The following is a 24978-nucleotide window of genomic DNA, read 5'->3' as shown; positions in this document are numbered from 1 at the left end:
CTCCTTTTGAATTCCTTTAAATCTGCTGAACATTTAGTTCTAATTCCTGTGCAAGTTCTTTTTCTTCATACTTACCAAGCCAGTATCTTCCACAGAGAATAAAATTTATTTGTTTAACCGATAAGCCAATAGTCGGTCTATCAGAATCAGTAAATGGTGATAGGTCATAAACTTCAAGTTCTTCACCACTTGCTTCTGATACAAGTTTCATATCTTTTATGTTGAATATTCTTTGTAACTCCTGGACCATTTTCAGACTTTCTAACTCAGATTCTGATATACAGGAGATTATTATCTGTGCATCATACCATACCGGCTGCTGTCTTGTCCGTGCTATGAAATTTGTTTGACTGCGTTCTGTTTTTCTATCAAAATTGCGTAAACTTAAGTTCTCGGTTACAGACGGTACCTCCACTAATATTGAAGGTAACCTCGCTACCTGAAAATCTTCATCCGCTGATAGAAATACAGGAACTGTACCTCTGTAACAAACTTCAATGATGCTGTTAGCAGATTGTATTGAACTCAAGTTTATACGGTTCTCAATTATTGGTTCTCCATTCTGGTCTTTACCAGTTTCTATTTGCTCTAATGAACTGAATATATTGACCAACCTGTTAGGATCCGCGGTAAGGTTATACACACCTGTTATATCTCTCACTTGAAAATTTGTATTTAAAACTATTAAAGCAGTATCTATTGGAATGACCATTGCACTGGTAAGTTTTGGACTGAAATTGTTTTCTAAATAATGTTTTAATGTGCGTTTTATATCTTCAAACCAGTCATAGTCTAATTCGTAATGCAGTGCAATTATTTTTAGTTCAGGTGAATTCAGGAAATCTGTTGATGGAGAAAGTTTCATTTTTAGTTTAATCTGTCTTTCTGCAGTCAAAGGAAAAGAAGAAATATTTTTGTCTATTTCTTCTGCTGTATTAAAATCCAATACAGTTTCTATCCAACTTGCTCCGTTCCAATAAAACCATTTTTTACCATTGTCATTGGATAACTGATACATTATATTTCCACCGTTATATTCGCAATATTCTTCAAAAGCAAACAACTCAGTTAAACCACCTGCTTGAAAATTCGGACAAATAATTTCAGCAGGTCCTTGAAATTTGCCATCCCATGCAAACCTTCCATTTCCATCTGTTCTTTTTAACTTTATTATCGGAGGAACAAAAGCAATTTTCACATCATCAAATTCAAATTGTTTTTTATCTAAAAACATAATCTCTTTTGTTGGCATTTTTAATATCCTTTGAGATCCTTCATTTCATTCAGGATGAAACTATCGTATCAGTTTATCCATCATATTTTTTGCTGCCTGATAATTAAATTCCGCAAGAGTAGGAACTGATTCTTCAAAGCCGGGTTCAATAAATGGTCGTTTGGGAATTACTACTGTTCTGCCATTCTGACGAATTATTGCACCTTTTTCTTGTGTGGTAGCATAAACATGAATCTGAGTTGTTTTTCCATTACCCGCTTGTTTGCCTTTAGGAATACCTACCTCAGCAGTTAATTTAGTTGGAAATATTGCTATTATTGACCTGATCATCTCACCTGTATCAATCAGTTTCTTTGTCTTAGGTGCTTTCTTGCGTAGAGTAATCTCACTCAACGGTGGCCATTCTGACCGCTGACGGACAATACCCATCCTGATATTTCTCAAGACCAATAATGCACCCCTTCTTATTGCATTAGAAAATTCTTGTATTGCCGTATTCTGAATTTTGTTTCTGTTAAGGAAATTCTTTAATCTATTCCAATCACCATATTTCCAAGTCATGTCAGTCCTTCCTGTGTATGTTGAAAATAAACAAAAACTAAATGTGCTATACCTCGCAAATGTGCTTGAGGTCTAATTTCAATAATTTTATAGTCCACAGGTCTTCCCGCTATCTCTACTATCCTGTCACCTCGTTTGGGTTTGTCAGATAAACTATCAAAAGTGTCTGACTTAAAAACCAGATGACCATTTGATTCAGGAACTTCTCCTGTTGATGTCCTTGTCCGCTGTTCTGTCCTTCGGTAATCTACCTGCGCTGATGCTTCTAAAGGTATATTTCTGCCCTGATTTGAACCGTACACTTTAGCACCTTTAGGTTCGGAAAAATCTTTATCTAAAACTGGTGTTTGGATATTGGTACTGACTTCTCTTCCTTTGCGTGCTAAAAGTAATAATTTCACTTTTACTAAATTCATCCTCTGAGGTATCATATAAACTCAACAGTTGGTGGTGGACAATAATTACCAAGAATTTCATCAGTAAGAGGATCGCTGGTAATCATCCCAGCTGCCTCCTGAAATATTTCCCAGGAGTAATTATCAACAGTTTCTCGTTTTAAGAGACCGGAAAACTTTTTTTCAGACCATTCAGCAGAGTTAATTTTCTCTTTGTTGTTTATCACAAGTAACATACAAGCTCTTTCAATCAATTTTGGTACAGTACCGTAAGAGATTACTTTTGCTCCTGGTTCAATTTTTAGAGTTACTCTAACAGAATCAAATTTAAGTTTTCTTGATTGTACATCAATCTCATTTATAATGATTCTTATGCCGTGATTTTTAGTATCAATAAAATCTACGATATCACGAACATTAAATCCTTCAACAGAATCTAATATTGCTTCTACGGATCCTGTTATTATTTCACTCTGTAATAAAGCGGATTGCTCTTTTTGATTCTCTAACCAGCCGAATACTCCTTCTATTTCTATGTTCAATCTTCCTTCCGGAAAATGTCCTTCTAACAATCTTATTCTACGCCAATCTATTTGATATTTCTCCGGCTCAATTACTTCATCAGAAACACAGAGCCGTTTAACTTTTATTATCGGAATTAGGTTTCTTAAAAAGATACTTGATGTATTGTTTCCATCTAAACTTACAGTATCTTCTACAGGCGTAAACCACTGGTCAGTAAGGCTGTTAATGTACAGAGACATAAGTTCAATTATGTCCCTGGCTCGCTGATCATCAAGTTCTTGAACACTTATTCCTTCATTCCGAAGTCTGGAAATAGTTGTATATTCAAAAGGAAATTTCATACTTCAATATCCTCAGTATGAACCCTGAACAAAGTTGAGGGGTTCATTTTTTAGATTTCTTTTTTGAATTCTCTTTTATTGATTTATCTTTTCCTTTATCCATAATAACCCGTACTGATGCATGACTCAGAGGTTGTATCTGTTCACTATCAGTCTCTGTGGTTATAGGTTCACCAGTAGATGTCGTCTCAATTAGGTTAGTATCGCTACGGAATAAACTTATATCCTGTTCTAATCTGACTGCTACTGGTTCGTTAAGTTTAAAAAGATAAACCTGACCTAAACTGCCTTGACGTTGATAAGATAAGGCTTTCTTAGACTTAAAATAAGCAACTGCTTGAGCCATGATAGACCTCCTCAATAGATAGTTTTTCTTTGTCCCGATGTTTCAATCGGGATCATTTTTCAAATATGATTTTATCTAACTCAGGTAAAGTAATCTCTAATTTGGCTTTGGTATTTAATTCATTTACTGCCTGATATATTTTTTGCTGGTTTTCTACAATTGCTTGTAGTATCTCTTTCAAACCAACTTCTCCAGGACAGTAAATACCGGCACCAGCTTCACCGAAATTAGATTTCACTCGTATCTCAGCCATATGACATAGCACCTCCTCAACGGACTTAATAAAAATAGTTTTTCTTTGGTTACCTGCCTGTCGTTGCTAACGACTTTCTTTTCACTACGAAAAGAAAGTGACTAGAATGTTCTTACACGAATATTAACAGCTTTCACCAAAGCATTCTTATTCTCTATCTGTCCATCAACACGGTTATAAACAACTGTCTCTATACGGTCATTTTCCTGGACAAATTTGGAATATACCCTTGTACCTCTGTATATTGCCCAGACAAAATTCTTTGGATTAGATAACCAGATAAAAGAACCTTCTTTAACTGTATTTGCTCCACCTTCTGCACCACCAACATATACTCCTACAGTGAATCCCAGAGTAGTATTTACTGTGCCATCTTTAATATCAATCTCTGAAGTTGCACCGGTGGTTGGACTCTGTAAGAATACTTTACCTTCACCGTCGTCACTTGCTACACCGGTTAGTTTAGCGTCACTACCATTTATAAGCCCGGCAATCTGGAATGCTTCAAAAGTACCCTGTGGAAGTTCAACTCTCACTGGACCGGTATTATCCACTTCAATGTTGAGGATATCATTCACACCTTTACGAATCTGGAACGGACCTGTTCTTTTACCTAAGTGATATGCACGGGTAGCGGTACCAACTTTAAGATCTTTATCATCTGGAATCAAAGGCACCTCAACTATTGGAATACCGAAAGGAGCAGGTGCTTTACCGGCAAGCGATTCATCACCTGTTGCTGATGCTCTGTCAGCATTCAAATCCATCCAGTCTACATGCACACCTTTAGATAGAAACCATTTCAGAGTGGGGTCGTTACGATACTGGTTTGGCATCTGGCGCAGCATCGCAGCAAAGACTCGTTTTGAAATATAGTTCCCTTCAACATCAACAATATGGGCATCATCAGTTAATTTGTCCCAGCCATCATTTGCACGAAGTAATGCACTTATAGGTGTCCCGTCATCGGTTAAGTTCACATTACCATTTATAGCCAAATTCTCTAAGTCAGTAGAAATCTGCTGCATCATTGCTTCCATAACCTGTTGTTCTAATTTTTCTCTGGCAATATTTTCATCCAGTGCTTCTGTTGTTATGTGCCATTCGGATTTTACCTTTTCAGTCTCTATCTTTATCTGGTTAAAAACAGGTTTACCTGTTGGTCCTGTGGCAACATTCTCTTCTGCTTTACGAGTAACCGGTTCACCAATATGCAGTTTATCAATATCCTTTTTAGGTACAGTTAAATGCTCCTGTCTTACTAATGGAATCATTTTAGAATACTGTCGGACAAGTTTAATAAACTCAGTTTGCTGTTCCGGGTTTAATAACCCACCATTCAGGAAATCAGACGATTCAACTGTTTTCCTTATTAATTCATCGTTTCTACTCATTTGTTTTAACACCTCCTGTATTGTGTTTTTTTCTACTTCTCATAAAGTGGACGGATAACACCTTTCCAGACTGAACCTTTTTCCGCCTCACCTTCTTCATCTTCCTGACCTTTGATTACCTGACTTTTACCTGCTACATTTTCTAAATTCTCAATTCGTTTAAGCAGGTTCTTGGTCAGATTCTCAAAAGTATTCACAAACTTTTCTTCTATATCTTTACTGACTTTACTTGAATCTTCTTTGGGTTCATCTTTGGTCTCTGATTTGAGCTCATCTTTCTTTATTACTTCCTGTTTTTCAGCTTGGTTTGTCTTCGTTTCACCTGTTAATTCAGCAATTAAGCTCTGAAGTGTCTCTGCTAATTTTTTCAGTTCAGCTAACCGTTTGGCAGAAATTTTTCTACCTATTTTTTCTATTTTCTCTTCAGATAGGTTTTCTGATTTTGTCGTTCTGTTAGACGGTTTAGGATACGGGTAGGGATACGGATAGGGGTATCTTTCACCTGTGAGGTTTCTCAAGATAGATCTGATTTCCTCTAACATTGTTTTAGTATCCGGGTCTTCTTCATCTTCTATCCACTCATCCAAAAGCGATATTAATTCCCTGAGTCGTGCTTGAGGAACAAATGGTCTTGCATACGGATACGGGTAAGGATATGGATATCCTTTATATTTACAGAACTCTACCCATACATCCCAAACCAGTTCATTAGCTGTTGTGCCTGAGGCAGATTTGCCTTTACAATACTCTGACCATTCCTGCCATAATTTTTCTGGTGCAGGGAATCCTTTTATTTCTTCTGACTCGGCAGATGACTTTTTATTTTCCTGTTTATCTACCTTAGTGGATTCAACTTTTGTTTCATCGGTATTTTCCAGATCCGGCTCATCAACTGCTTCTATAAGCTCTTCTTCATCTTCAGGAACATTCCCATCCTGTTTTTCTTCTTGTGAACCCAGCTCCTGTATATAGGGGCTGGGTGAATCTACTTGATCAGTTTGATTCTTATTTGCTAACTCTTCCAATTCTTTTTCATTCATGGTTTCTAATTCACCTCCGTTTTTTTCAAACTCATCGAGTGCTTTCTCGATGTACCATCTCAACGTCCTGGCTTTAGCATTTGCTGGTACTGCTACTATGGACGCTTCTACTAATTTCATCCGCAGGATAAATTTGACAAATTTTTGTAGTTTCTCTATCCATGTTTTTTTAGCCTCTAATACTTTACCTCGGATACTGAATTTATTCAGTACTCCTTCTTTGATTTTCTGCCAGATGTCAGGTACTGTTTTTGAAATAAATACTTTTAACCATAAACCATCTTCTACGGATTCCGAACGAATAACCTTACCTATTGCTTCATCTTCATTGTGGTTATGTAATACAGTAGAATATTCTTCAAGGTCTTTTGCGGATAGTTCTAATGCTCTCTGGGTAATAATATCTCCCTGCAAATCTAAATCACTCGTTGCACAGAGTCCTTCTACTATCCAATTACCTTCTTCCTCATATGTTTTTGTTATGTCAAAATTGTACTGGAAATTGATTCCTTTGATGTCCATAATTCTGTTCCTGCCTCCTTCTGTATAGCACTGACGAAGTAACCTTTCCCTTTTATTTCAGGTGCTGCCTGAGTTCGTTCAATGAGCCAGTTATCATTCTTTTTTTCAAGTAACCATAACCCGCGTAGTTTTTTACCTTTGAATTGAACCTTCTTTAAATCATAGCGGTCAATCAGAACTATACACTTACCCTCATCCAATTTGACTACAAAACTTGCTGTATCTTTTGTTGGATTAAGTAAACTACCCGGTGGGAAATATTCAGGTTTATCTTCCGTGCCACCAACTTCAAGAACTTTTTTATCCTTGTCTTCTTTGTAATAACCAACAGTTTGGTTTGCATCAATTATATTGTGATCCATTACCCAGTGCATCAAGTATGGTTTATCTGTATCTATTCTCAGGTCATAATGACTATAAGTTGCACCTGCACGGACAGGTTTTTGTCCCCGTTTAGTAAAATAATGGTATTGCAATACAAATCTTGCATCCTGTAATGTTTTTGTAAGTTTTCCAAAATCTATTTTCAATTCTCCTGTCTTTATTGCAGAAACCAATTTATCTCTTATTGCACGACGGTTCTTTTCATCTTCTAATAACCAGTATCTGTATTCTTTTGGTATCTCTTCACGAATACTTTTAGGCAATGCAGAAATTCCTTGTGGTGAAACCCATAACTCTTCTACTGCCCTATCTGATAGGACATATGGTGTCTGGTCAATAGGTTTTATTAAAAACCACGCTGCTTCTTCACGAAATTCTGTTTCACTTACAGGTAAAGGTTTAATCTCTTGCTTGATGGTCTCCATAATTCTTAAATCCCAATCTTTATCTTCAGGATTTAAATCAACGCTGGTGAAAGCTTGTTTTATTGCGTCATAAATTTTTTGTGATTCTATTGATTTAATAAATTTTTCTTTTCCGGTAATTGCAGATGTGCGTAGCTGTCTGAAAAAAATACGGTATCTAAATCCACCTTGGTTGCGAGATGACTTAGGGAAATATTCTGCTAACCAGGGTTTCAATGCACCTACTTCAATTGTGCCTTTATCTACAATACGAAACACGCCTGGAAATTTTTTGGTTGCACCAACACTTCCTGTTGGAGCTACTCCTTCTACTTCTAACCAAGCGAAGGGTTCCGGACTTTTCCTTTGACAAGCAAGTTCAACATCAACTAATTTTTCTGCACCTTTCTTTTTGCGTTTCTTAAATTCACCTGTATCCCAGTTTATTTTAGAGTAATCATCAAATTTAAGTTCCTTTGCTTGTGATAAAGTTGTTATAGGCTCTTTTATTGTTCCTTTGATTAAAGAATCTATTGTCCAACCTAATAGTAACTCATTTTTGATAATCTCATACCTGAAGTCGTTGTGCATAGAGGATCCACGCCAGTGTTCTTGTACAACATATCTATAAGTTTCATCTTCTGGTGGATAACGTAAATATGGATCTTGTTGTTTAATCAAAATGGCACTTTTACCTGAAATAAGGTTCTGTCTTTGGTGAGTACTTCTACCTGTTACATTTGATTGCTGTTCGTAAGATAACCTTCGGACAGTAACTTTATTTTTATGTCTTTTTAATTCACTTAGCCATGGTATACGAGAATTCCTTTCTGTTGATAGGAATAAATATTTTGAATGTTTACACAGTTTTTCTAATAAGATTTTCAAGTTCTCAGGTGACAACTCTTCTGCATCAGGTTTCCATTCTTTCTGAAGTAATAAAGAATTGATTACTTTATACCAGGCGAAATATTTTATCGGACCACGACCTTTAGGGAAATAAGGTGGGTCAAAATATATAATATCTGTATCAGGCATTCTCATTTTAAGTGCATCTTCACTGGTTATTTTTCCTTTACCACCAATCTGTTCTATGTAACTGTTTATCTCTTTAATAGAATTGTTTAAGGTTACTTTCAGGTTTGGAGTTCTACCACGAGCATATTCAACACACAACCAGGAAGGGACATCACCAAACAATGCTCCTAAAAACCTGCATAAGACTGCTCTTACTGACCATAATTTTGCTCCCTGAAATTCTTTTGACTGCAATACAAGACCGTCCAAAATCCTTCTGAAATCTTTAACTTCAGGATACTGTCCTTGCCATTCTGTAGTCAGCCAGCCATCGTGTTTTTTATAAGAAAGTATTTTTTCTGCATCTTCCTCATTGAGTTTTGCTCCTTCAAAGATTCCTTTAGAGAACCAGTAAGGATAAATAGAAATATCATTACCCCAGACTTCATATCCTTGTTTTGCTGCTTCCATGAGTACTGCTGAACAACCACAGGCAGGGTCAAACACTTTCTTTGCATTTTTAGGAAACTTGGAAACAATTAGCTTGGCAAACCTGCGTTTGTTACCTAAATAATTTATCTTGAGAATATCACCATCTGGTTCTCCATCAGTAATTATTTCAGGCGCTAAAGCAAGGTCTTTGGTTTCTGTCTTTTCTTCAAGTAAACCTGCTTCCCTCCCTACTTCAATTATCTGCGAAATCATATCTGGTTCTTGTTGAAATGTTCTTAATTCGTGAAATCGTGGTTCATAAAGATGTATACGAATTTTACCTGTCTCTAAATTGCGATACAAGTTAATGGTATGAAACCGAATAGTAATTACATCACCGATTTCACATTTAACATCAGTGTTATATGATCTGCCTGCTTTAGAGTATTCTTTATCACCAATTTTTACTATTGTCTTAGGGTCAACTAAATCTTCTTTCCTGAATCCCACAGCAAAATCATAATTGAATACAGTTGGAACTTTGGTTTTATTCACACGCCAAATTTTTACATGTGCATCTACATATTTTTTGTACTTTACCACTTCTGTTGTTACACCGTTCAAAGGATAGATTGAATCAGCCAGTTTAATCATTGAACCTTCTGAATATGCAGAGTTAGCAAATTTCTGTAATGATGCTTCTAAGTCCTTTATGTTATCAACATAATCCGCAGGTGCTAAATTGAGTTTTATTTTTGTATCCGGCTCATCTATTACTGATTGTCCAAATTGAATTAAATTGAGGTATTTTAACCGAATTTGCTGTGCTTCATTATGTAAATCACCTTTATTTAGATTGAGTTCTTTATGCTGTATTTCTTTATCATAACAGTAGAGGATATCAAACACATTTACCACGATTTCTGAATCATCCGGCTTATCTTTACTGTGTAAATATCCGGCAATTTTTTCTCGTGGCAGATGTTTATCATTCTCCCAGAGTTCTATTTCACAATCAAGTATAAATTCTTCAGGATGTTCAATATCTAAAACTTCTTTAACTACATTCGGTAGCCGGGCAGTTACATTGGTGCCATCATCAGTTAGAATCAAAACTCTATCTTTAGATTTGTGTATCTGCCCACGAATACCATCGTATTTTTTCTGCAGGATAACAGCAGGTATCTCAGTACCTAATTTTCTTCTTTCAGCAATTTCTTTAAGGTGTGCAATTACATCGCTGACCTTATATTTCTCAGCTAATCTGTAAGCCATAAATGGTGAAAATGCTGATTTTAATGGAATAAAAAACCTGAATAGTTTTATCTTATCTTCCTTTAATGATGCCTTTGCTTGACGCTGTATCTCTGGATTAGTTGTTCGCACTTCTTGTTTGAAAAATAAGAGCTCACCAAGTTGTTCAAGTAATCTTTTCTTGAAATTAATGAGTATATCTTTTATATTCATTTATTTTTTCTCTTCTAAACTCTTAAGTTTATTTTCTGTCCAGTAAATAAGTTCCAATAGTTCTTCTTTTGTAAAATCTTTCAGAATAAATTGTTCTATATCTTCTTTTTGACTATCAGCAGACATACGAATAATTTCTGTATCAGGACAACGTTCAAAAGTTAAGTTATACAAAGGAAGATGATCTGTAAATGGTCCCCAGAACTGATTATAATGGAATTGAAATCTTGACCAGTATTCTTTCGGGAAACTTCTCATTATCCGCCATTCTAATATATGCTTAAATTCTGGCCTTATATCAGGTGAATCATTAACTAATAAGTCAATATCACCTTCTGTACTGCCATTCACTACCAGCCCGCCAACAAGCCAGATATACGGTTTACGGATTAAAAATGTTTTAAAGTATGGTAATATATCTTTCAAATAAATTCGTTCACCAAGTTTTTCACCTGATGGTTCAATAGGAGCATATTGTTTCAAAAAAGGTTTTGTATCCATATCTAATTCATCATCGCGGTCAAAATGTGGTAATTTACGTTTTTTAAGTTCTTGTAAGATTAGTACATGCAAATTGACAAAATCTTCTAAACTCCAGCCCTGATATTTCAATCCCTGTTTTGCTTTATGATAACGATAGTGAAGTATGGCATCATCATACCAGAGTGCTTCTTTGCTCTTTTTACTTAAGTCAGCATCTTTATCTAATTTGTAAACTTCATTATTCAGTTCTTCTTGTGTCTCTGTATTTATTGTCATGGCTTTTTCTTTGCTTATCTTTCTTTTTCTCCTGAAAAAGAAAGTAAGTTATTCCTTCTCTTCCCACCAGTAGTAACCGTTCTGTTCTAACAAATCCTGTAGGGGACCGGTTCTATTTTCAGTAATTTTTATTTTCTTCCACAAGTCATGATGAATATTGTCTCTTTCACCACCATCTACTATTGCATCAATGCCTTTCTTTTGTACTTCGGTTAAAAGTTTTTTAAGTTTCTTATCAGCAGTCTCAAACTTAAACCCTTTTTCATCAATGTCAATTGTCCCAACTGCTTCTAACTTGCCTTTGATTTGTTTGGCAATCATTGCGTATCTCATGTTTTGAACTCCCTTCTGAATATTTTATCTTTGAATGCTTTATATATATCAGGTGCTACTCGTTGTAATTTATTAAATGGACTTTTGTACATATAGATCATTACTGACTCAGCAAAAAATTCGCCTTCATTTCTCATACCATATTCAGAGACAATATCATCTGCACGTTTAATCAACTTCCATTTTGCCTCCCAGGGAAGCCACTGGTCTTCCTTGGGGACTAATTCATTAGCAATCTTTTGTTCTCGTTTAAATTCATCAAGTATATATTTTCTTTTGATATCCCATGAAGCAGGATGTTCGTGGTCAATAAAATGTCCCATCTCATGGTCAAATGTCATCCTTCTATATCCACCGGTCCTGTAGACTAATCCTAACTGATGTTTTTCATTCCAATAAATACCAGAAAAATTATCCGCAGTACCTCGCCAGGGAACACTGTGATCGTCACGATAAAGCGAGATCTTTAAGTTTTTCTCTACTGCTTTTTCTAATACATCCAGTTCAAAATCTTTTAACCAGGGTTTTAACTTTTTCCTGAATTCTTCATTTGAAATAAAATCAATCTTTGTTTCTGCATTTGTCAGAATTGTATCAATTGCATTTTTTTTCCTTTCCGCAACATCTTCCAGTCCTAATTCATCTGCTTTTGTGGTACCTGGTTTTGCTCCGGGTTGTCCGCGTGCCTCCCGTATCCTTTGTTTTACTGTTTCCTGTATCTGGTCATATTTAGACGGATCCGAAAGTACACTAATCAGTTCTTCTTTACGCATTACTCGAAAATTCTTTATTCCTTTTTCCTGTGCGATACGCATTAATTCTGAGACTGGTTTTTCTTTTAACTCATCTGCTAACTTCTTGATATCTGTTCTGGGTGGTACCTGCGGTCCTTGCTTCTGCCATCTCTGCCGTGCAATCTTACCAATCTCAATTGCTTTTGATGGATTGGACAGAACTGTAATCAGTTCCTGTTTGTTCATTACGCGGAAATATTTTATCCCTCGTTCTTTTGCTAACTCACGAAGTTCTAAATTGCTTCTATCAATAAGTTTCTCTCTTGAAATTGGCTCATAAGGAGATGTCTCAAAATTAACTAATTCCTGTTCACCTAAATATTCACGAATTGATTCTTCTGAAACTACAGTTGTACAGCGACACATTCCATGAAGTGGGGGCAAAATTGTGTGTAAATCTTCAAGTCGTGTATTATCTTCTCTTGATTTTGGATTAGCCAACGGAAACGCTATTCCTGCTGAATCAAATCTAAAATTTGAATTAGGTAGAAAAGTTCGTCTATCGCCTTGTTGCAAGAATATAGCAGAATTACCAGCAAGAGCTCTCTGCGGGTCAAACCCAAGCCATGGTTTTATCTGTTTAAACTCTTCTACCTGTCCAGCATTTTCAGGTATACCAAAATCTATTATCTCCTGGACAATCTCACCTGCTGTCTCTATTCTAAAAATGCGTCCATCCATGTAGGCACAAATCGGGCAAACACGTTCATCTGCCATCGTGACCCACTCATATGTAGTAATACCAACTTCGCGATATTGAATTACCTGGGCGAAAGTACGAGCCCGGTTAATTACATCATTGGCTAATACACGAAAATAAAAATCGCTTTTTGTACCAATCAGTTCACTGAGTTCGTCTTTCAAAACAAGTCCTAATTCTTCTGCACCTAAACCACGATTTATTACTTCAATTGCTTTCTCATTGACTGCATCTACTAAATGTGCATTGTATGTATTGCGGATAAAGAAATTATTTGCATCTGACAGTATATCAATAGTTGCTTTATCTGCACCTTTAATAGATACTTCTGCTTTTATTTTCTTTGCTGCCACTTCTTTTGAAGTAACATAAATATTATTAATGATTTTATGTGTATCCTCTGCTATCCGGTCAACCACTTCTTCTCCAAGTTTATGGTCTAACTCTTTGTGAAATGTTTCTAGTGCATCTGGTTTGAAGTTCAGTTTACCTTCAGATACTGTAAATCCAGATTCTATTAACCTGTTAACTACATCACCTTCTGGGATGGTTTCTTTAAGCATTTGTCTGAATACACTGCGAACTATTGAAAACATATCTGTTTCATAAGGTTCTGGATCGTCTTCGCTTTTATAAATAGTGCCTTCAGGATAGAAATATGAAAGTGTTCTTCTTGATAGCTGTGCCATTATCTCTGCCTGTGATTCAGTTAAACAAAGTGTATTCATAAATTATTATTTTTGATTTTTACTTCTAAATTGTTTTTTTCATTACAACTTATTTTCTTATGTGCTGATTTATCACGATATTTTTCAATTGCTGATTTTAATAGTTGATTTAAAGTTACTAATCCTGTAATTGCTTCTTCTCCATCAATTGATTCCTCATCTTCACCTTCGTTGCCATATTCTATTTGAGCCATTTCCTGTAAGGAGAATTGTATTGGTTTTGAACCCCATGTTTCTTTAAATGGTAAGAAACCATCAAATCCTAATGTCCTTAAAAGTCTGCGAGTATCATTGGGTGTAATACCACCTGTGCGTGATAACTGAGCAAATATTCTTGCATCACCAAGTGAGTCAGTTGCCTTGGGTCGCTTGAACTGGAATTTGACATATTTTGCACCAAAATCAGCCAAGATGGTATGGTTTATGATATACTCTTTTTCACGGATATCAGGTTCGAACTCTTGCTCTATAGTTATCTGCCGGCCTACAATTCCTGCCGCCCTGTTAGTACCACCTGAACTGAAAAATGAAGTATCCAGTCCAAAAGATTCTCTTATCTCTTCATCATTTGCTTGACGATATTTCAGGAAACTTGCATCTTCGGTTACACCTACAGTTAGTGGTTTAAGTTCTATTTTAACCTGATCTTCTGGCCTTGTGATACCGGGCTTTTTAGGTTCCGCCTGTAGCAGCATTACACGATGTGCATTTTTCACACCCTTACCTTTCATCTCAATAAACTGTTTTATTGTCTCAATAGAATCTTTAGACAATTTGCCATTAGAAACAATTATGGCCATCCTGCCAACAGCATCGTTCTCAAAGAAAACAACATTACGTTCTGCTGCTAACCGATTACCTGCAATAGCGCAGGCAGTAGCAGTATGTCGTGGTACACCGTAGTGAGATGACCGTGGAGAATAAATCATAAAATGTATCAGTTCGTTTGCTCTGTGTTCCTGTGGTAATAAGTCATCTGGAGATTTAGGTTTGAATTCTTCACCTGTACGATTATCAATAACTCTTCTGTCACCGAACTCCTTAAAATATCTTGTAAGACCGTTGCGTATCTGAACAAAACCACCGTTTTTTCGGACACGAATAGTATGTGAAGGTGCATGGAATAATCCGTCTATGATTCCTGCGTTATTTCGTGACACTTCAAGATAACCATTTCCTGTTGCTTCCTCATCAACCTTGACTAAAAACATCACTTTTGTAAAAGGCATCCGCGGATTTGGTCGTTCAAAAAGTTTTTCAATCCGTTTTTCTTCTTCATCTGCATTTGTTTTAAGTTCTTCATATATTCTTTTCTCTTCAGCAGATGCATTTGATTCGGGTTTTGTAAGTTCTTCTTTTTGAACTATGTCCCAGCCTAACCCGACAGTGTTTCTTGCAATCGTCGTAATGGCACGGTTCAGTCTTGTGTTCCTCTCTAATTGTAATGCCCACGTTTTAAGATCTATTGGTGGTGCAATAGCATCACCCTGTTCAATCAATCCAGCAAATTCATCTTTAAGTTGTTTAGTTTTAGGTTCTGGCTCTGTGCCGAATGTATAAACTTTCACCAACTGAATATCTTCAAGTTCGGATTCGTTTGTTTCTTCAACGAATTCTGTATCGTCCATTTTTATATACCTTCATTTGACTATAGTACTGCTGCTTCTACTTCTGGCTCCTCATATTCAAAAACCTGTGAACACAGTTCTGTTATAATTCCAATACAATCAGCTAAATCATCAGAATATGAACTACCAATAGGATGTGAGATTGAATAAGAACCACCGGCATTGAATTTTATCTGTAAATCTTTAAGTTCTTTAATCGCTATCGGATTATTCGGTAATTCAATCAACTCCTGATTTATTAATGACTTGAGTGTAGAATAAAACTGTTTTTTGTATTGTGCTGTGAACGGTTTAACTTCTAACTCAATTCCATAACCTGCTAATTTCTGTCGGAGCATCTCCCCTGAATACTGGTCTGTCTGTGCATAACTGATTCTGTATCGTTTGAAATAAGAAATGATATTACTGACAACTTCATCAACTATAACTGGCAGTCCTTCTTTTGGCTCCCAAGCATCAAGAACATCTATAACTACTTTACCTCGGTCTCTATCATAATGGCCTATTGCTAAACCGAACCTGTTAGAAGTAAATGCCGGGTCAAGAGCAAGATAATATTCATACTTTTCAGAGTAAGGTAATATTTGATAATCCTTCACACAGGTATCAATTTTATCCGCAGGTAATAATGATGAGATACTCTCTGCCCATTTAGCACCAAATTCAACATCAAATGCAACTGAATCACGAAGACGTTCTTTTTCATAGAAACTTTCAGGTATAGTTGGGTTCATCTCCCATGTTGGCAGGTTCACGCTCAACTGAAATTCTCTAAGTTTTTCACGATTAGACCATCTGTCCCATAACACTCCTGTTTTATCACCCGGTGTAGATATCAAAAGCACTTTGGCCATCTTGTCAAACTGTGCCATCCTCGGTATAAGTGAATTAAGCACTTCTTCATCAGTATTCTGTGCAGCAGATTCTTTTTTCCAGTAAGCAATTTCATCACCTATCAAACAGTAAATTGGAATACCGCGGGAAACTCTGCTTGAGAAAGGTACTGCACGGATTATTTTGTTATTGGAGAGTACCAGTTGCTGTTCTGTAGTGGATAATCTTCTCAAACCATAAGTTTTCTCTTCTATAACCATTGTTCGTAAGAACGGTGATGCACGGAAGAAGTTTATTAAACTCTGTGTAGCAGTAGATTTTGCCTGAACTAAACTTGAAGCAACAATTATTGCATACGCATATTCTTCATCCCTTAAAACTGTGCTGTGGTTAACACAGATAGTTTCATAGGCACTGACTGCTGCAGCTAAAGTGGTCTTACCTGACCTTGAACCTAATACCCAGACTGCATCCTGATATTTCTGAGGAACATATTTTGATATACCCATAAGTTTGCACCAGTCATCTTCCTGTTCAGCATTCAGGTCTAACCCGTAAAATACCCGTAGTAATAATTCCTGCCTTGGATATAAAGGTATATTGAGCAGTTTCGCATCTTTACAGAAACTTATGATATCAGTAAGATTCTCTAATTTACTTTTTCTTTTTCTTGGCAAGGTATTCCTCCAGTGTCTCTTCTTTTTTCTGCTTCTGCCAGTAAGCACCACATATCCGATAAAAATGTTGTAGCCGTCTTATCCTGTGATCCATTAAATAGAAATATTTAGTAAATATTGTGTCCGGGTCCTGTAAGGCCAACCAGTCATCAATACGATTTGTCCATAAGATAAAACTGAGGATCTGGTTAAACATCTCCGCTGAAAGAAAATCACCTAAGTTCTTGCGTAATTCTCGTTCTTTCTCAAGCTCTATTCCGCAAGGTGTATTTTCTCTTTTGTATTTGCACTTATCTTTGAATTTACACTGGTCAGGAATACAGGTTTTTATATGCACGCCGAATTGTTTAGAATAATACTCTAACCAGCCTTGATGCTTGGTATTCCTGATATTAGTTGACGGACCATCAGGGGAATCTGATGCTTTTATTGTCATGGCTTTTCTTTGCCTATCTTTCTTTTCTCCTGAAAAGAAAGTAGGACTTGACTTCTCTCCGAAACAGAGTTAAAATTGGTCCAGAGCTTAACTCCCGAATATATTCGGAAGAAAAGGAGGACCGTGTATGAACTACAAAATTAAAGAACTTATTCACTCTTTTTTATCTAACCAGAATTCAGTATCAACAAAAGAACGCTATGAATACGAACTTAATAGTTTTTTTGAATTCTTGAATTACCCGTCTGTTAGTAAAATCCAAATGTCTGATATTTTGCATTACAAAGAATCTCTGAAAAACCTCAAGCCCGGCACTGTTGCCTGGAAACTTAAACTGCTAAAAACCTTCTTTGAGTTCCTTATAAAACTTGGAGAAATTAGCTCTAATCCTGCGCTTGAGGTAAAAGTCCCAAAATATTCACCAGCACCACTTGGCTCACTTACTGCTGATGAAGCTAAATCCCTGCTTAAAGCACCGAACAAGAAAACTTTAACTGGTAAAAGAGACTATGCTATTCTCTCACTGTTCTTATCAATAGGAATTCGTATTGGTGAACTTGTTAAACTCACTGTTAGTGACATCTGCAAAGGTGACAATTCATACGCAATCAAGGTCACTGGTAAAGGCAACAAAGAACGTATCCTAAAAATCCCGGAACAAGTTTACCAGACAATAAAAGATTACCTAACTAAACTCAATACCAATAATCCTTACCTGTTTCCATCGAACAGAACAAACACCGCTCGGTCTATATCTCAAAGAGCGATTGCTTTACGGATTAAGCAATATGCTGATAAAGTTCATCTTAATAAGTCCGTCCATCCGCATTTACTGCGACACACCTGTTTTACTCTGGAACTATCTAATCGTGCCAATATCAAACAGATACAGGTCCAAGCAGGACATTCATCTTTGAACACTACATCACAATATCTGCATACTTTAGAAACTTCAGCAGTTGACTCTAATCCTTTATTTTGAAAGAATGCTATACCACTTAAAACATCTGATTAAAAAATTTCGCATAATTGTCCGACTAATCACCAACTTCTTTATGCATTCGTCTATTTGAGTTTTTGAAAGACCGAGTAGTTTAAGATATCGTTTCTGTTCATCTAAGAGTTTAAATACTGCATATTCTTTATCTATTTCTTCCTGCTTCTTTCGTATCCATTCCTGTATCCTGCCAGAATAAACAAATGTCTTCTGACGCATCCTTTCTTTTCTAACTTGATTTTTTCTCATTTAGCCACCTATCTATATTGGATTTTCTAACTGCTTCAATTTGAGTATCTGAAAGCCCGAGTGATTTGAGATTCCGTTCCTGTTCATCCCAGAATCTAAGTTTTGCCTCTTTTTCAGCAATTTGTTTTTCTATTAGTTCCTTTTTCTTCTGTGCTTCTTCAGGTGTCTTGCCAAGGTAGGCAATATGTTTCTGAAGGATTCTATTACCAGTCTTTTTACTTTTAACAAGATAATAATAATCTTTATTGTTTATCCGTTTTTTCCTGATATATGCCATTTATCCATTGCCCTTAGTAGTTTTTTATGTGAGTCAGCATTTAAAATTGTCTTTATCTCTTCCTTGGTTGCTCCCAATCGTTCCAAACATTCCTTTGCTTTGGTCTTCATTTTTTTATATTCTTGCATTTCAGAAATAATCTCGTCCGCTTTTCTCTTTGCTTCATGGTAATCACTACCTAATCGAGCTATTATCTTTTGACAGGATCGACCGTTATCTCTTTCCCTTTTTATAAGATAATAATAACTCTTACCGTTCTTCTTTATTTCCCTTAAGAATGCCATTTAGTCACTACCTTAACAATTGATTCCTTGAAATAGTGCCTAAATAATCTTTATCTTTTTTCTACCTTTTACCTGAAAATAACTTTTAGGCACTAACCACTATATTTAATTGCTGACTTTTTAGGCACTAAAAAACCTATTTTTTCACCACATTTTTGCTAAAAATGAGCCTTCCAGAAAAATTTTGTATCGTCTAAATTTAGTTCCCACCTCGTCAGAAAAAAATATATTTTTGTAAAAAGAAATTATTTATTGTCAAAAATATTCTAACTTAACTTATGTTTAGTTATCGTCGGTAAAAACTTCTTGAAACTGATGTTTCAGGAAATTAAATTAACTCAATTTCAAGGAACAAATATCAAAAACGCGATAAAATTAAATCCCTGTCTGCGGAATCAATTTCTCAACTACTTCCACCAGAAACTCCAATCATCTAACTCTGCATCAGAACCGTTAAGGATTGCTTTTAACCGCATCTGATTTCCTGTTGGTTGAGCAGCAATACTAACTAATTCGGTTTTAGTAATCGGAGTCCAGGTTAATCCATTGTCCCTGCTGGCTTCGTAACTTACCTTATCATTATCCTTTACTATGGTGATTACATTGTCATTTGCACCTTCAGCAGTAGCAGGCTTACTTACTATCGTGGCAGTATCATGCCTTAACCATATGCTTCCACCTACTTTTACTGCACCAAATAATGCATTTGAATAACAGCTGAACCAGACATTGCCTACTGTATAATCTCCGCACTGGTCACTGGTATAGACCAACACATCATCGCGATATATTTTTACTCTTCTGTCTGCAGTTAGTTCTATTTTCCAGTTTACCCATTTATTTAATACAGGTGTAAAATAAGCAGAACCTTTTCCATAACCACCCCACGGACTGCTCATATCATAAACAGAAGCTGAGTAGGGATATATGTATACTTCCCACATAGGATATAAATCTGTGTATCCGCCCGGATATCCACCTGCTCTTAAGAAGAATCTAAAACTACTGCTCCAGTGGTTAGTTTTCATAAATGCATCGAATTCAATCAGTCCAACAATTAACTGTAAACCAATTCTTCTGAAATAGCCGGTCCAGTAAGGTGATTTTAGACATCTTCTGCCTTGTTCTTCTCCCACATATGCATAAAGGTCGCTGTAGGCGGTCCATAGATCAGGGTAGTTAGATAATGGTGCATTTAGAGGATAAGTCATCCAGTTTTCATCTAATCGCGGTTCACTTATGCTTAAATATCTGGCTGGTAAAATTTTTCTGTATCCTGCATCATGTTCCCATTGACTGCTTAATGCTGGGTCAATATTACCTGTATCCTGAAAAATATCTACCCAACCATTTCTTAATCGGAACGCTGCCCTACTATGTAAAAGGTTGATTTGGAAGTTAGTTTTTGCAATTTCAATCAATAGCAATTTGTATATTTCATTTGCTGCTTGTTTGCCACCTTCAAGTTCTAAACCATTAACCCGTTGTTCTAAAGTATCCAATCTCAGTTTTTCCAGGAAAATATCAGCTAATGCCTGGTTTACTTTGGTATTGAGGGCAGAAAGAAAGGCTGTGTTTTCATCTACTATGTTTTGTAGATTTAGAATCCACTGTTCTAACTCGGCTGTTTTAGTTGTGAGGTTTGTTATATGTTCAGTTACATATAAAAGCAGGTCAGATAAACTCTGTCTGATAGTTTCTATTGCTACTGATAAATCATTTATCTGGTTTTGCAGGTCAGTAACTTTAGTATCTAACTCAGTTCTAACAGCATTATCACCAGCAGCAATTTCATCCTGTATCACCGGAGTCCACTGGTCTAAAATGAACTGATATAGTTCTCGTTTTGCTTTGGCTACTTCTTGGTCAATGTAATCAGTTAAATCTTTATTCATCTGTTCAATTCTGAGTAGCCAGTCACGAACATCGGTTATGTCATCTTGAGTAATTGCTGTAATACCTGGATTTACTCTTATCTGTGCTAATACTATGTAAGGTGATTGTATTTCAGGGACATAAACAGGTTTGGGATCCGTTGAAGGTGTGCCTTTTAAGACAACAATAGTTCCTGTCTCACTCTTAAAATAGTCTGCTATATCTTCCTCAGTTTCGCCTTCTTTCAAAACTTTAGGATATTTTTCTGCACTGATACAGATTAAATCTATTCTTGAGTTAGTAATATCAGGTGGGTCAATGTTTACCCTGAATTTCTTTTTCTTGTTCCAGACACGGTTGCCAACAGGTGTACCTAATATCAGACCAAAATAGTCCTGAACTAAAACCTGCATTGAAGGTGGCTCTGTGGGAGTTACCTTGCCCATATCAGGGAACTTTGTATCCGGGACCAGACCGGTACCTAAAGCTATTGCTGGACCTGAAATAAGTAAATCTTGTTTTTTCTTATCAAAAATATCTGCTAATCTTCCTCTAACATCAAATATTTTCACTGACATCTGTTTGTCCTCCCATGAGTCCAATCATTTTTAAGCAAAAGTAACTGTGCAGGTATCAGATACATCTAACCTTGTTCCTTCGCTGTCTATCAACCCTAAAGTGATAGTTTCCGGTATATTGTTTGAAATATGCACAAGAGCAAAATATTCTAATTTTCCTTCAGCGGTTCGGACTCTTTCAAACTTAAGTGGCATTGGCTCGGATATTATTACAGTCCCCAATGGCATCCCTTGAATGAATACACTTACACCCAAGACAACTGAAACTGGATCAGGAACTCCCTGTCCATTAGCTACAAAGATCCTGATGCTTACAGGCTCACCACCTGCCTGACCTGAGTAACTGGAATTTTCAAAAATAAACTGTTTATCATTTGACCTTATCCAGTCATCAATATCAGCAAAAGCAATTTCTAATTTCTGTCGTTCTCTTTCAAGCTCATCCATGTAAGTACCTTTTGCTGGTTTGTCATCTGGTTCATAAAGTATTGAATCTCTTTCAGCCATGATTTTGTCTACCTCCTCCAAAAATTAAAAAAGGCACTTATTATTCCCGAATCCCGATGCAACATCGGGACAGGAAAAACAAGTGCCTCCAAGCCACTTGGCAGGCTTAATTTTTCAAATATAAAAGTATTTTATTTCGCTAACAACAAACCTTCATCTTTGGGTTGATAACATTGCACCTTGCGAATGAAAACTATTTTGCCTTCTTTAAATATGGTTACTAAATCTCCGAAGAACTTTTCTTGTTCTAATTTATCAATAAGATCTTTATACACCTGTTTGGATATTTCTTTTGAATTCTTATTCTCCGAATTGAGTTGGTTCTTCATGCCATGTTTTGAGTCATTGAATCTAATTTTACCGCCCAGAATTTTACTTAATATAATTATACTATACAATTACTTGTTTGACAAGATGAAATCTACAACGAAATCTTTTCATATGAAACTGAGATTTGTTTGTTTGAAATTTCCATTGTTTTTATGTATAATCTCAATATGATGAAAAAATTAGATATTGAGAAAAAGCAAATAAAAGATTACGAAAAATCACTTTCATCTATTATAAAGAAAGTCGAAGAAAGTAAACATAAAGCAATAACTACAGTCAATAAGTTATTGATTGAGCTCTATTGGTTCATTGGGCGGACAATTGTAAACCTTCAGGAAAGGAGTAAATGGGGTGACAGTGTGGTTGAAAAATTATCGCAAGATTTGAAGACAAAATATCCAGATATGAATGGATTTTCAGTGCGAAACCTTTGGAATATGAAACGATTTTATGAGACTTACCGAGAATGTAAGAAACTGCAGGCACTGCCTGCAGAAATCAGTTGGACTAACAATGTAATTATTCTTGAAAATACAAAAACAGTTGAAGAAAAAGAATTTTATTTAAAAATGTGCCTGAAAGAACGATGGTCTTCTCGGGAGTTACTTCGTCAAATTGATTCTGCCTATTTTGAAAGATATATGTTATCCAAAAGACCAGATAAACTAATGCAAATAGAACAGAAAAAACTTGCTATTCCACCAGATGATATTTATCGCCATTTAAAAGATGAATATGTTTTGGAATTTTTAGACTTGTCAAAAATATTTTCTGAAAAAGAACTGCGGAAAGAAATTCTCAATAACCTGCGTGATTTCTTTTTAGAGTTTGGAAAGAATTTAACTTTTGTTGGTGAAGAATATCCATTGGTTGTTGGTAATGAAGAATTCAAGATTGACTTACTGTTTTTCCATAGAGAACTTAAATGTCTTGTACCAATTGAACTTAAAATAGGTAAATTTAAACCAGAATACGTAGGTAAAATGCAATTTTATCTTGCAGCTCTTGATGAACAAATAAAATTGCCACATGAAAATCCGTCTATTGGATTAATTCTTTGCCGATCTAAAAAAGAGAGCATTGTTCGTCTAACTTTAAGTACACTGCACAAACCAGTAAAGATTTCAGTTTATGAAACTAAACTACCGGATAAAAAACTTATTCAGCAAAGATTAGAAAGATTTAAATTACCCGAGAAATTATTGGATAAAGAATAGTTTAGCCAAAGTTGGTATATCCGAATACTTCGTCTATCTTGCCAAATTTGGAGTATATCCGAGCTTGTTCGCATATGAACAAGTTATACGCAATCGGCATTGATTGAGCGAAAATATGAGCAAAAAGAAGGCTAACAAAAGACCACACTATGGATATTATGGCTTTGGATACTTTCATCTTATTGTTGGTGTGGATATTATTTTGGGGGCAGTAGTTGCCATATTCCTTTCGGAAGTGATAGGGATAATTGCTATTGTCCTCGGTCTCTGGAGTTTGCTTGGATATTGGGTGGGAATGTATTTTAGTAGGCAGCATGAACCATATGATTTATCAGACATACTGAATTTGAAAGGTGATGAAAATGTATTAGATGTAGGATGTGGTTTAGGCAAAGCTACTATTGGAGTGGCAAAGCTTTTGAACGAAGGAAAGGCTATAGGAATCGATATCTGGGATAGAATGGATATTATGAATGCTTCTCTTGAACGAGCTTACGAGAATGCTAAGATTGAGGGTATAAAAGATAAAGTTGAATTTAGAACAGGAGATGCTCTCAACATACCTTTCCAAGATAATTCTTTTGATGTTGTAGTTGCTGCAAGTCTACTGGATAGTTTTTGGAGTGATTCAAAAAGACTTAAATTTTTGTCAGAGGTTTTGAGGGTTTTAAGACCAGGTGGAAAATTCCTATCCATGGAACCGTTACGAAATCTATGGATGATCGTTATGATCCCACTTTTAGCATGGAAGTTTCTCCCTAAAGAAAAATGCATAGATTTATTGGAGCGATCAGGATTCGTTAACCTTGAGTATAAATATAAAGACGAAATGGGGTATTTCTTGGTAGAAAAACGTAGGTAAGAAATGATGATAGTAATGCCGACAGCGTATAACAGCGTGTATCTGGTGAGGACTTCGGCCTCACCAGATACACGCAAAACGTTAGGCGACTTCGGGAATAACTTTATGGAGCTAGCAAAATGTTATTTTATATAGGATCAGGAATCCTGGCAGTTTTGGTGGTATATTGTTGGTTAGGGGTAAAAAAAGCTTACGGTAAGGGTGAAACATTGCCTACTCATCTTTCTATTACTATATGGATTTTGGGGATAGTTCATTGGCTACTTGTGATTCTAGCGTCCTTCTATTCCCTTTGGGCATTACCATTTAACAGGCTGGCTGGATTAATTATTGGTTCGATTACAGGGGTAATTGGGTTTGCTGTAATGATAGCCGGAGTGATTGAGTTTCATTCTTTTCGCAAAGTAGCAGGTTTAGAGGCTTCAAAGCTAATAACCACTGGAATATATAGATGGAGCAGGAATCCGCAGTATGTCAATTGCAATGTAAAATTATACCAGGGTTGCAATGTAAAAGTATACCACCTGCAGGTGGTATAATTAATGGTTCAGGTGGTAATTAGATGTGTTGCAAAGTAAAAGTATACCAGGTAAGTGAA

The 24978-nt window shown here is 36.0% G+C and carries 25 protein-coding genes; 4 read left to right on the top strand and 21 right to left on the bottom strand.

The window, feature by feature from the left end:
- Positions 1–16: 16 nt before the first annotated feature.
- The 15 genes from AB1349_01585 to AB1349_01515 form a co-directional block, all read right to left on the bottom strand.
- Positions 17–1252, bottom strand: coding sequence for a hypothetical protein (locus tag AB1349_01585; protein ID MEW6556028.1), 1236 nt, complete (start codon positions 1250–1252; stop codon positions 17–19).
- A 42-nt stretch (positions 1253–1294) separates the two neighbouring features.
- Positions 1295–1795 (bottom strand): hypothetical protein, encoded by a 501-nt coding sequence (locus AB1349_01580; GenBank protein ID MEW6556027.1) that lies wholly within the window; start codon positions 1793–1795, stop codon positions 1295–1297.
- The gene (locus AB1349_01575; GenBank protein MEW6556026.1) at positions 1792–2226 is read right to left on the bottom strand and encodes a hypothetical protein; all 435 of its coding nucleotides are present in this window, start codon (positions 2224–2226) and stop codon (positions 1792–1794) included. Before AB1349_01575 ends, AB1349_01580 begins: the two co-directional genes overlap by 4 nt.
- Positions 2223–3056: a hypothetical protein gene (locus tag AB1349_01570; GenBank protein MEW6556025.1), complete on the bottom strand. Its 834-nt coding sequence runs from the start codon at positions 3054–3056 to the stop codon at positions 2223–2225. The genes AB1349_01575 and AB1349_01570 overlap by 4 nt, the downstream gene beginning before the upstream one ends.
- Before the next feature lie 43 nt (positions 3057–3099).
- Positions 3100–3402: a hypothetical protein gene (locus AB1349_01565; GenBank protein ID MEW6556024.1), complete on the bottom strand. Its 303-nt coding sequence runs from the start codon at positions 3400–3402 to the stop codon at positions 3100–3102.
- Between the two features lie 52 nt (positions 3403–3454).
- On the bottom strand, positions 3455–3655 hold the full coding sequence (locus tag AB1349_01560) for a hypothetical protein (protein ID MEW6556023.1): 201 nt from the start codon (positions 3653–3655) through the stop codon (positions 3455–3457).
- A gap of 101 nt (positions 3656–3756) precedes the next feature.
- Entirely contained in the window at positions 3757–5049 is a 1293-nt protein-coding gene (locus AB1349_01555; protein MEW6556022.1) for a phage major capsid protein, read from the bottom strand.
- A gap of 32 nt (positions 5050–5081) precedes the next feature.
- Positions 5082–6611 (bottom strand): HK97 family phage prohead protease, encoded by a 1530-nt coding sequence (locus AB1349_01550; GenBank protein ID MEW6556021.1) that lies wholly within the window; start codon positions 6609–6611, stop codon positions 5082–5084.
- Positions 6569–10315, bottom strand: coding sequence for a DNA adenine methylase (locus AB1349_01545; GenBank protein ID MEW6556020.1), 3747 nt, complete (start codon positions 10313–10315; stop codon positions 6569–6571). Before AB1349_01545 ends, AB1349_01550 begins: the two co-directional genes overlap by 43 nt.
- Positions 10316–11074 carry a hypothetical protein gene (locus tag AB1349_01540; protein MEW6556019.1) on the bottom strand — a complete coding sequence of 253 codons (759 nt, stop codon included), beginning with the start codon at positions 11072–11074 and terminating at the stop codon, positions 10316–10318.
- Between the two features lie 48 nt (positions 11075–11122).
- Complete coding sequence (locus AB1349_01535; GenBank protein ID MEW6556018.1) at positions 11123–11407, bottom strand: hypothetical protein; 285 nt, start codon at positions 11405–11407, stop codon at positions 11123–11125.
- Positions 11404–13629: a Rho termination factor N-terminal domain-containing protein gene (locus AB1349_01530; protein ID MEW6556017.1), complete on the bottom strand. Its 2226-nt coding sequence runs from the start codon at positions 13627–13629 to the stop codon at positions 11404–11406. Before AB1349_01530 ends, AB1349_01535 begins: the two co-directional genes overlap by 4 nt.
- On the bottom strand, positions 13626–15257 hold the full coding sequence (locus AB1349_01525; GenBank protein MEW6556016.1) for a phage portal protein: 1632 nt from the start codon (positions 15255–15257) through the stop codon (positions 13626–13628). Before AB1349_01525 ends, AB1349_01530 begins: the two co-directional genes overlap by 4 nt.
- 20 nt (positions 15258–15277) lie before the next feature.
- A complete protein-coding gene (locus AB1349_01520) occupies positions 15278–16768 on the bottom strand; it encodes a hypothetical protein (protein ID MEW6556015.1) in 1491 nt (496 codons plus the stop codon).
- Positions 16746–17204, bottom strand: coding sequence for a hypothetical protein (locus AB1349_01515; protein ID MEW6556014.1), 459 nt, complete (start codon positions 17202–17204; stop codon positions 16746–16748). The genes AB1349_01520 and AB1349_01515 overlap by 23 nt, the downstream gene beginning before the upstream one ends.
- A gap of 127 nt (positions 17205–17331) precedes the next feature.
- Between AB1349_01515 and AB1349_01510 the strand changes: the two genes are divergently transcribed.
- Positions 17332–18186 (top strand): tyrosine-type recombinase/integrase, encoded by an 855-nt coding sequence (locus AB1349_01510; GenBank protein MEW6556013.1) that lies wholly within the window; start codon positions 17332–17334, stop codon positions 18184–18186.
- Here AB1349_01510 and AB1349_01505 read toward each other — a convergent pair.
- From AB1349_01505 to AB1349_01480, 6 genes are all read right to left on the bottom strand, one after another.
- Positions 18178–18450, bottom strand: a complete 273-nt coding sequence (locus tag AB1349_01505; GenBank protein ID MEW6556012.1) for a hypothetical protein — start codon at positions 18448–18450, stop codon at positions 18178–18180. The two genes, AB1349_01510 and AB1349_01505, sit on opposite strands and share 9 nt — an antisense overlap.
- Positions 18431–18727: a hypothetical protein gene (locus tag AB1349_01500; protein ID MEW6556011.1), complete on the bottom strand. Its 297-nt coding sequence runs from the start codon at positions 18725–18727 to the stop codon at positions 18431–18433. Before AB1349_01500 ends, AB1349_01505 begins: the two co-directional genes overlap by 20 nt.
- On the bottom strand, positions 18700–19011 hold the full coding sequence (locus AB1349_01495; GenBank protein ID MEW6556010.1) for a hypothetical protein: 312 nt from the start codon (positions 19009–19011) through the stop codon (positions 18700–18702). Before AB1349_01495 ends, AB1349_01500 begins: the two co-directional genes overlap by 28 nt.
- A gap of 407 nt (positions 19012–19418) precedes the next feature.
- Positions 19419–21464 carry a hypothetical protein gene (locus AB1349_01490; protein ID MEW6556009.1) on the bottom strand — a complete coding sequence of 682 codons (2046 nt, stop codon included), beginning with the start codon at positions 21462–21464 and terminating at the stop codon, positions 19419–19421.
- Between the two features lie 30 nt (positions 21465–21494).
- Positions 21495–21971, bottom strand: a complete 477-nt coding sequence (locus AB1349_01485; protein MEW6556008.1) for a hypothetical protein — start codon at positions 21969–21971, stop codon at positions 21495–21497.
- A 131-nt stretch (positions 21972–22102) separates the two neighbouring features.
- Positions 22103–22300 (bottom strand): hypothetical protein, encoded by a 198-nt coding sequence (locus AB1349_01480; protein MEW6556007.1) that lies wholly within the window; start codon positions 22298–22300, stop codon positions 22103–22105.
- A gap of 168 nt (positions 22301–22468) precedes the next feature.
- Here AB1349_01480 and AB1349_01475 point away from each other — a divergent pair, with 168 nt between their 5' ends.
- The 3 genes from AB1349_01475 (at position 22469) to AB1349_01465 (ending at position 24919) form a co-directional block, all read left to right on the top strand.
- On the top strand, positions 22469–23518 hold the full coding sequence (locus tag AB1349_01475) for a PDDEXK nuclease domain-containing protein (GenBank protein MEW6556006.1): 1050 nt from the start codon (positions 22469–22471) through the stop codon (positions 23516–23518).
- 115 nt (positions 23519–23633) lie between these two features.
- A complete protein-coding gene (locus tag AB1349_01470; GenBank protein ID MEW6556005.1) occupies positions 23634–24380 on the top strand; it encodes a methyltransferase domain-containing protein in 747 nt (248 codons plus the stop codon).
- A gap of 119 nt (positions 24381–24499) precedes the next feature.
- Complete coding sequence (locus AB1349_01465) at positions 24500–24919, top strand: hypothetical protein (GenBank protein MEW6556004.1); 420 nt, start codon at positions 24500–24502, stop codon at positions 24917–24919.
- Positions 24920–24978: the final 59 nt, after the last annotated feature.

The sequence above is a fragment of the Elusimicrobiota bacterium genome (genome assembly GCA_040757695.1).
In the GTDB taxonomy this organism is placed as follows: Bacteria; Elusimicrobiota; UBA8919; order UBA8919; family UBA8919; genus JBFLWK01.
This window is presented reverse-complemented; position numbering and strand designations above follow the sequence as displayed.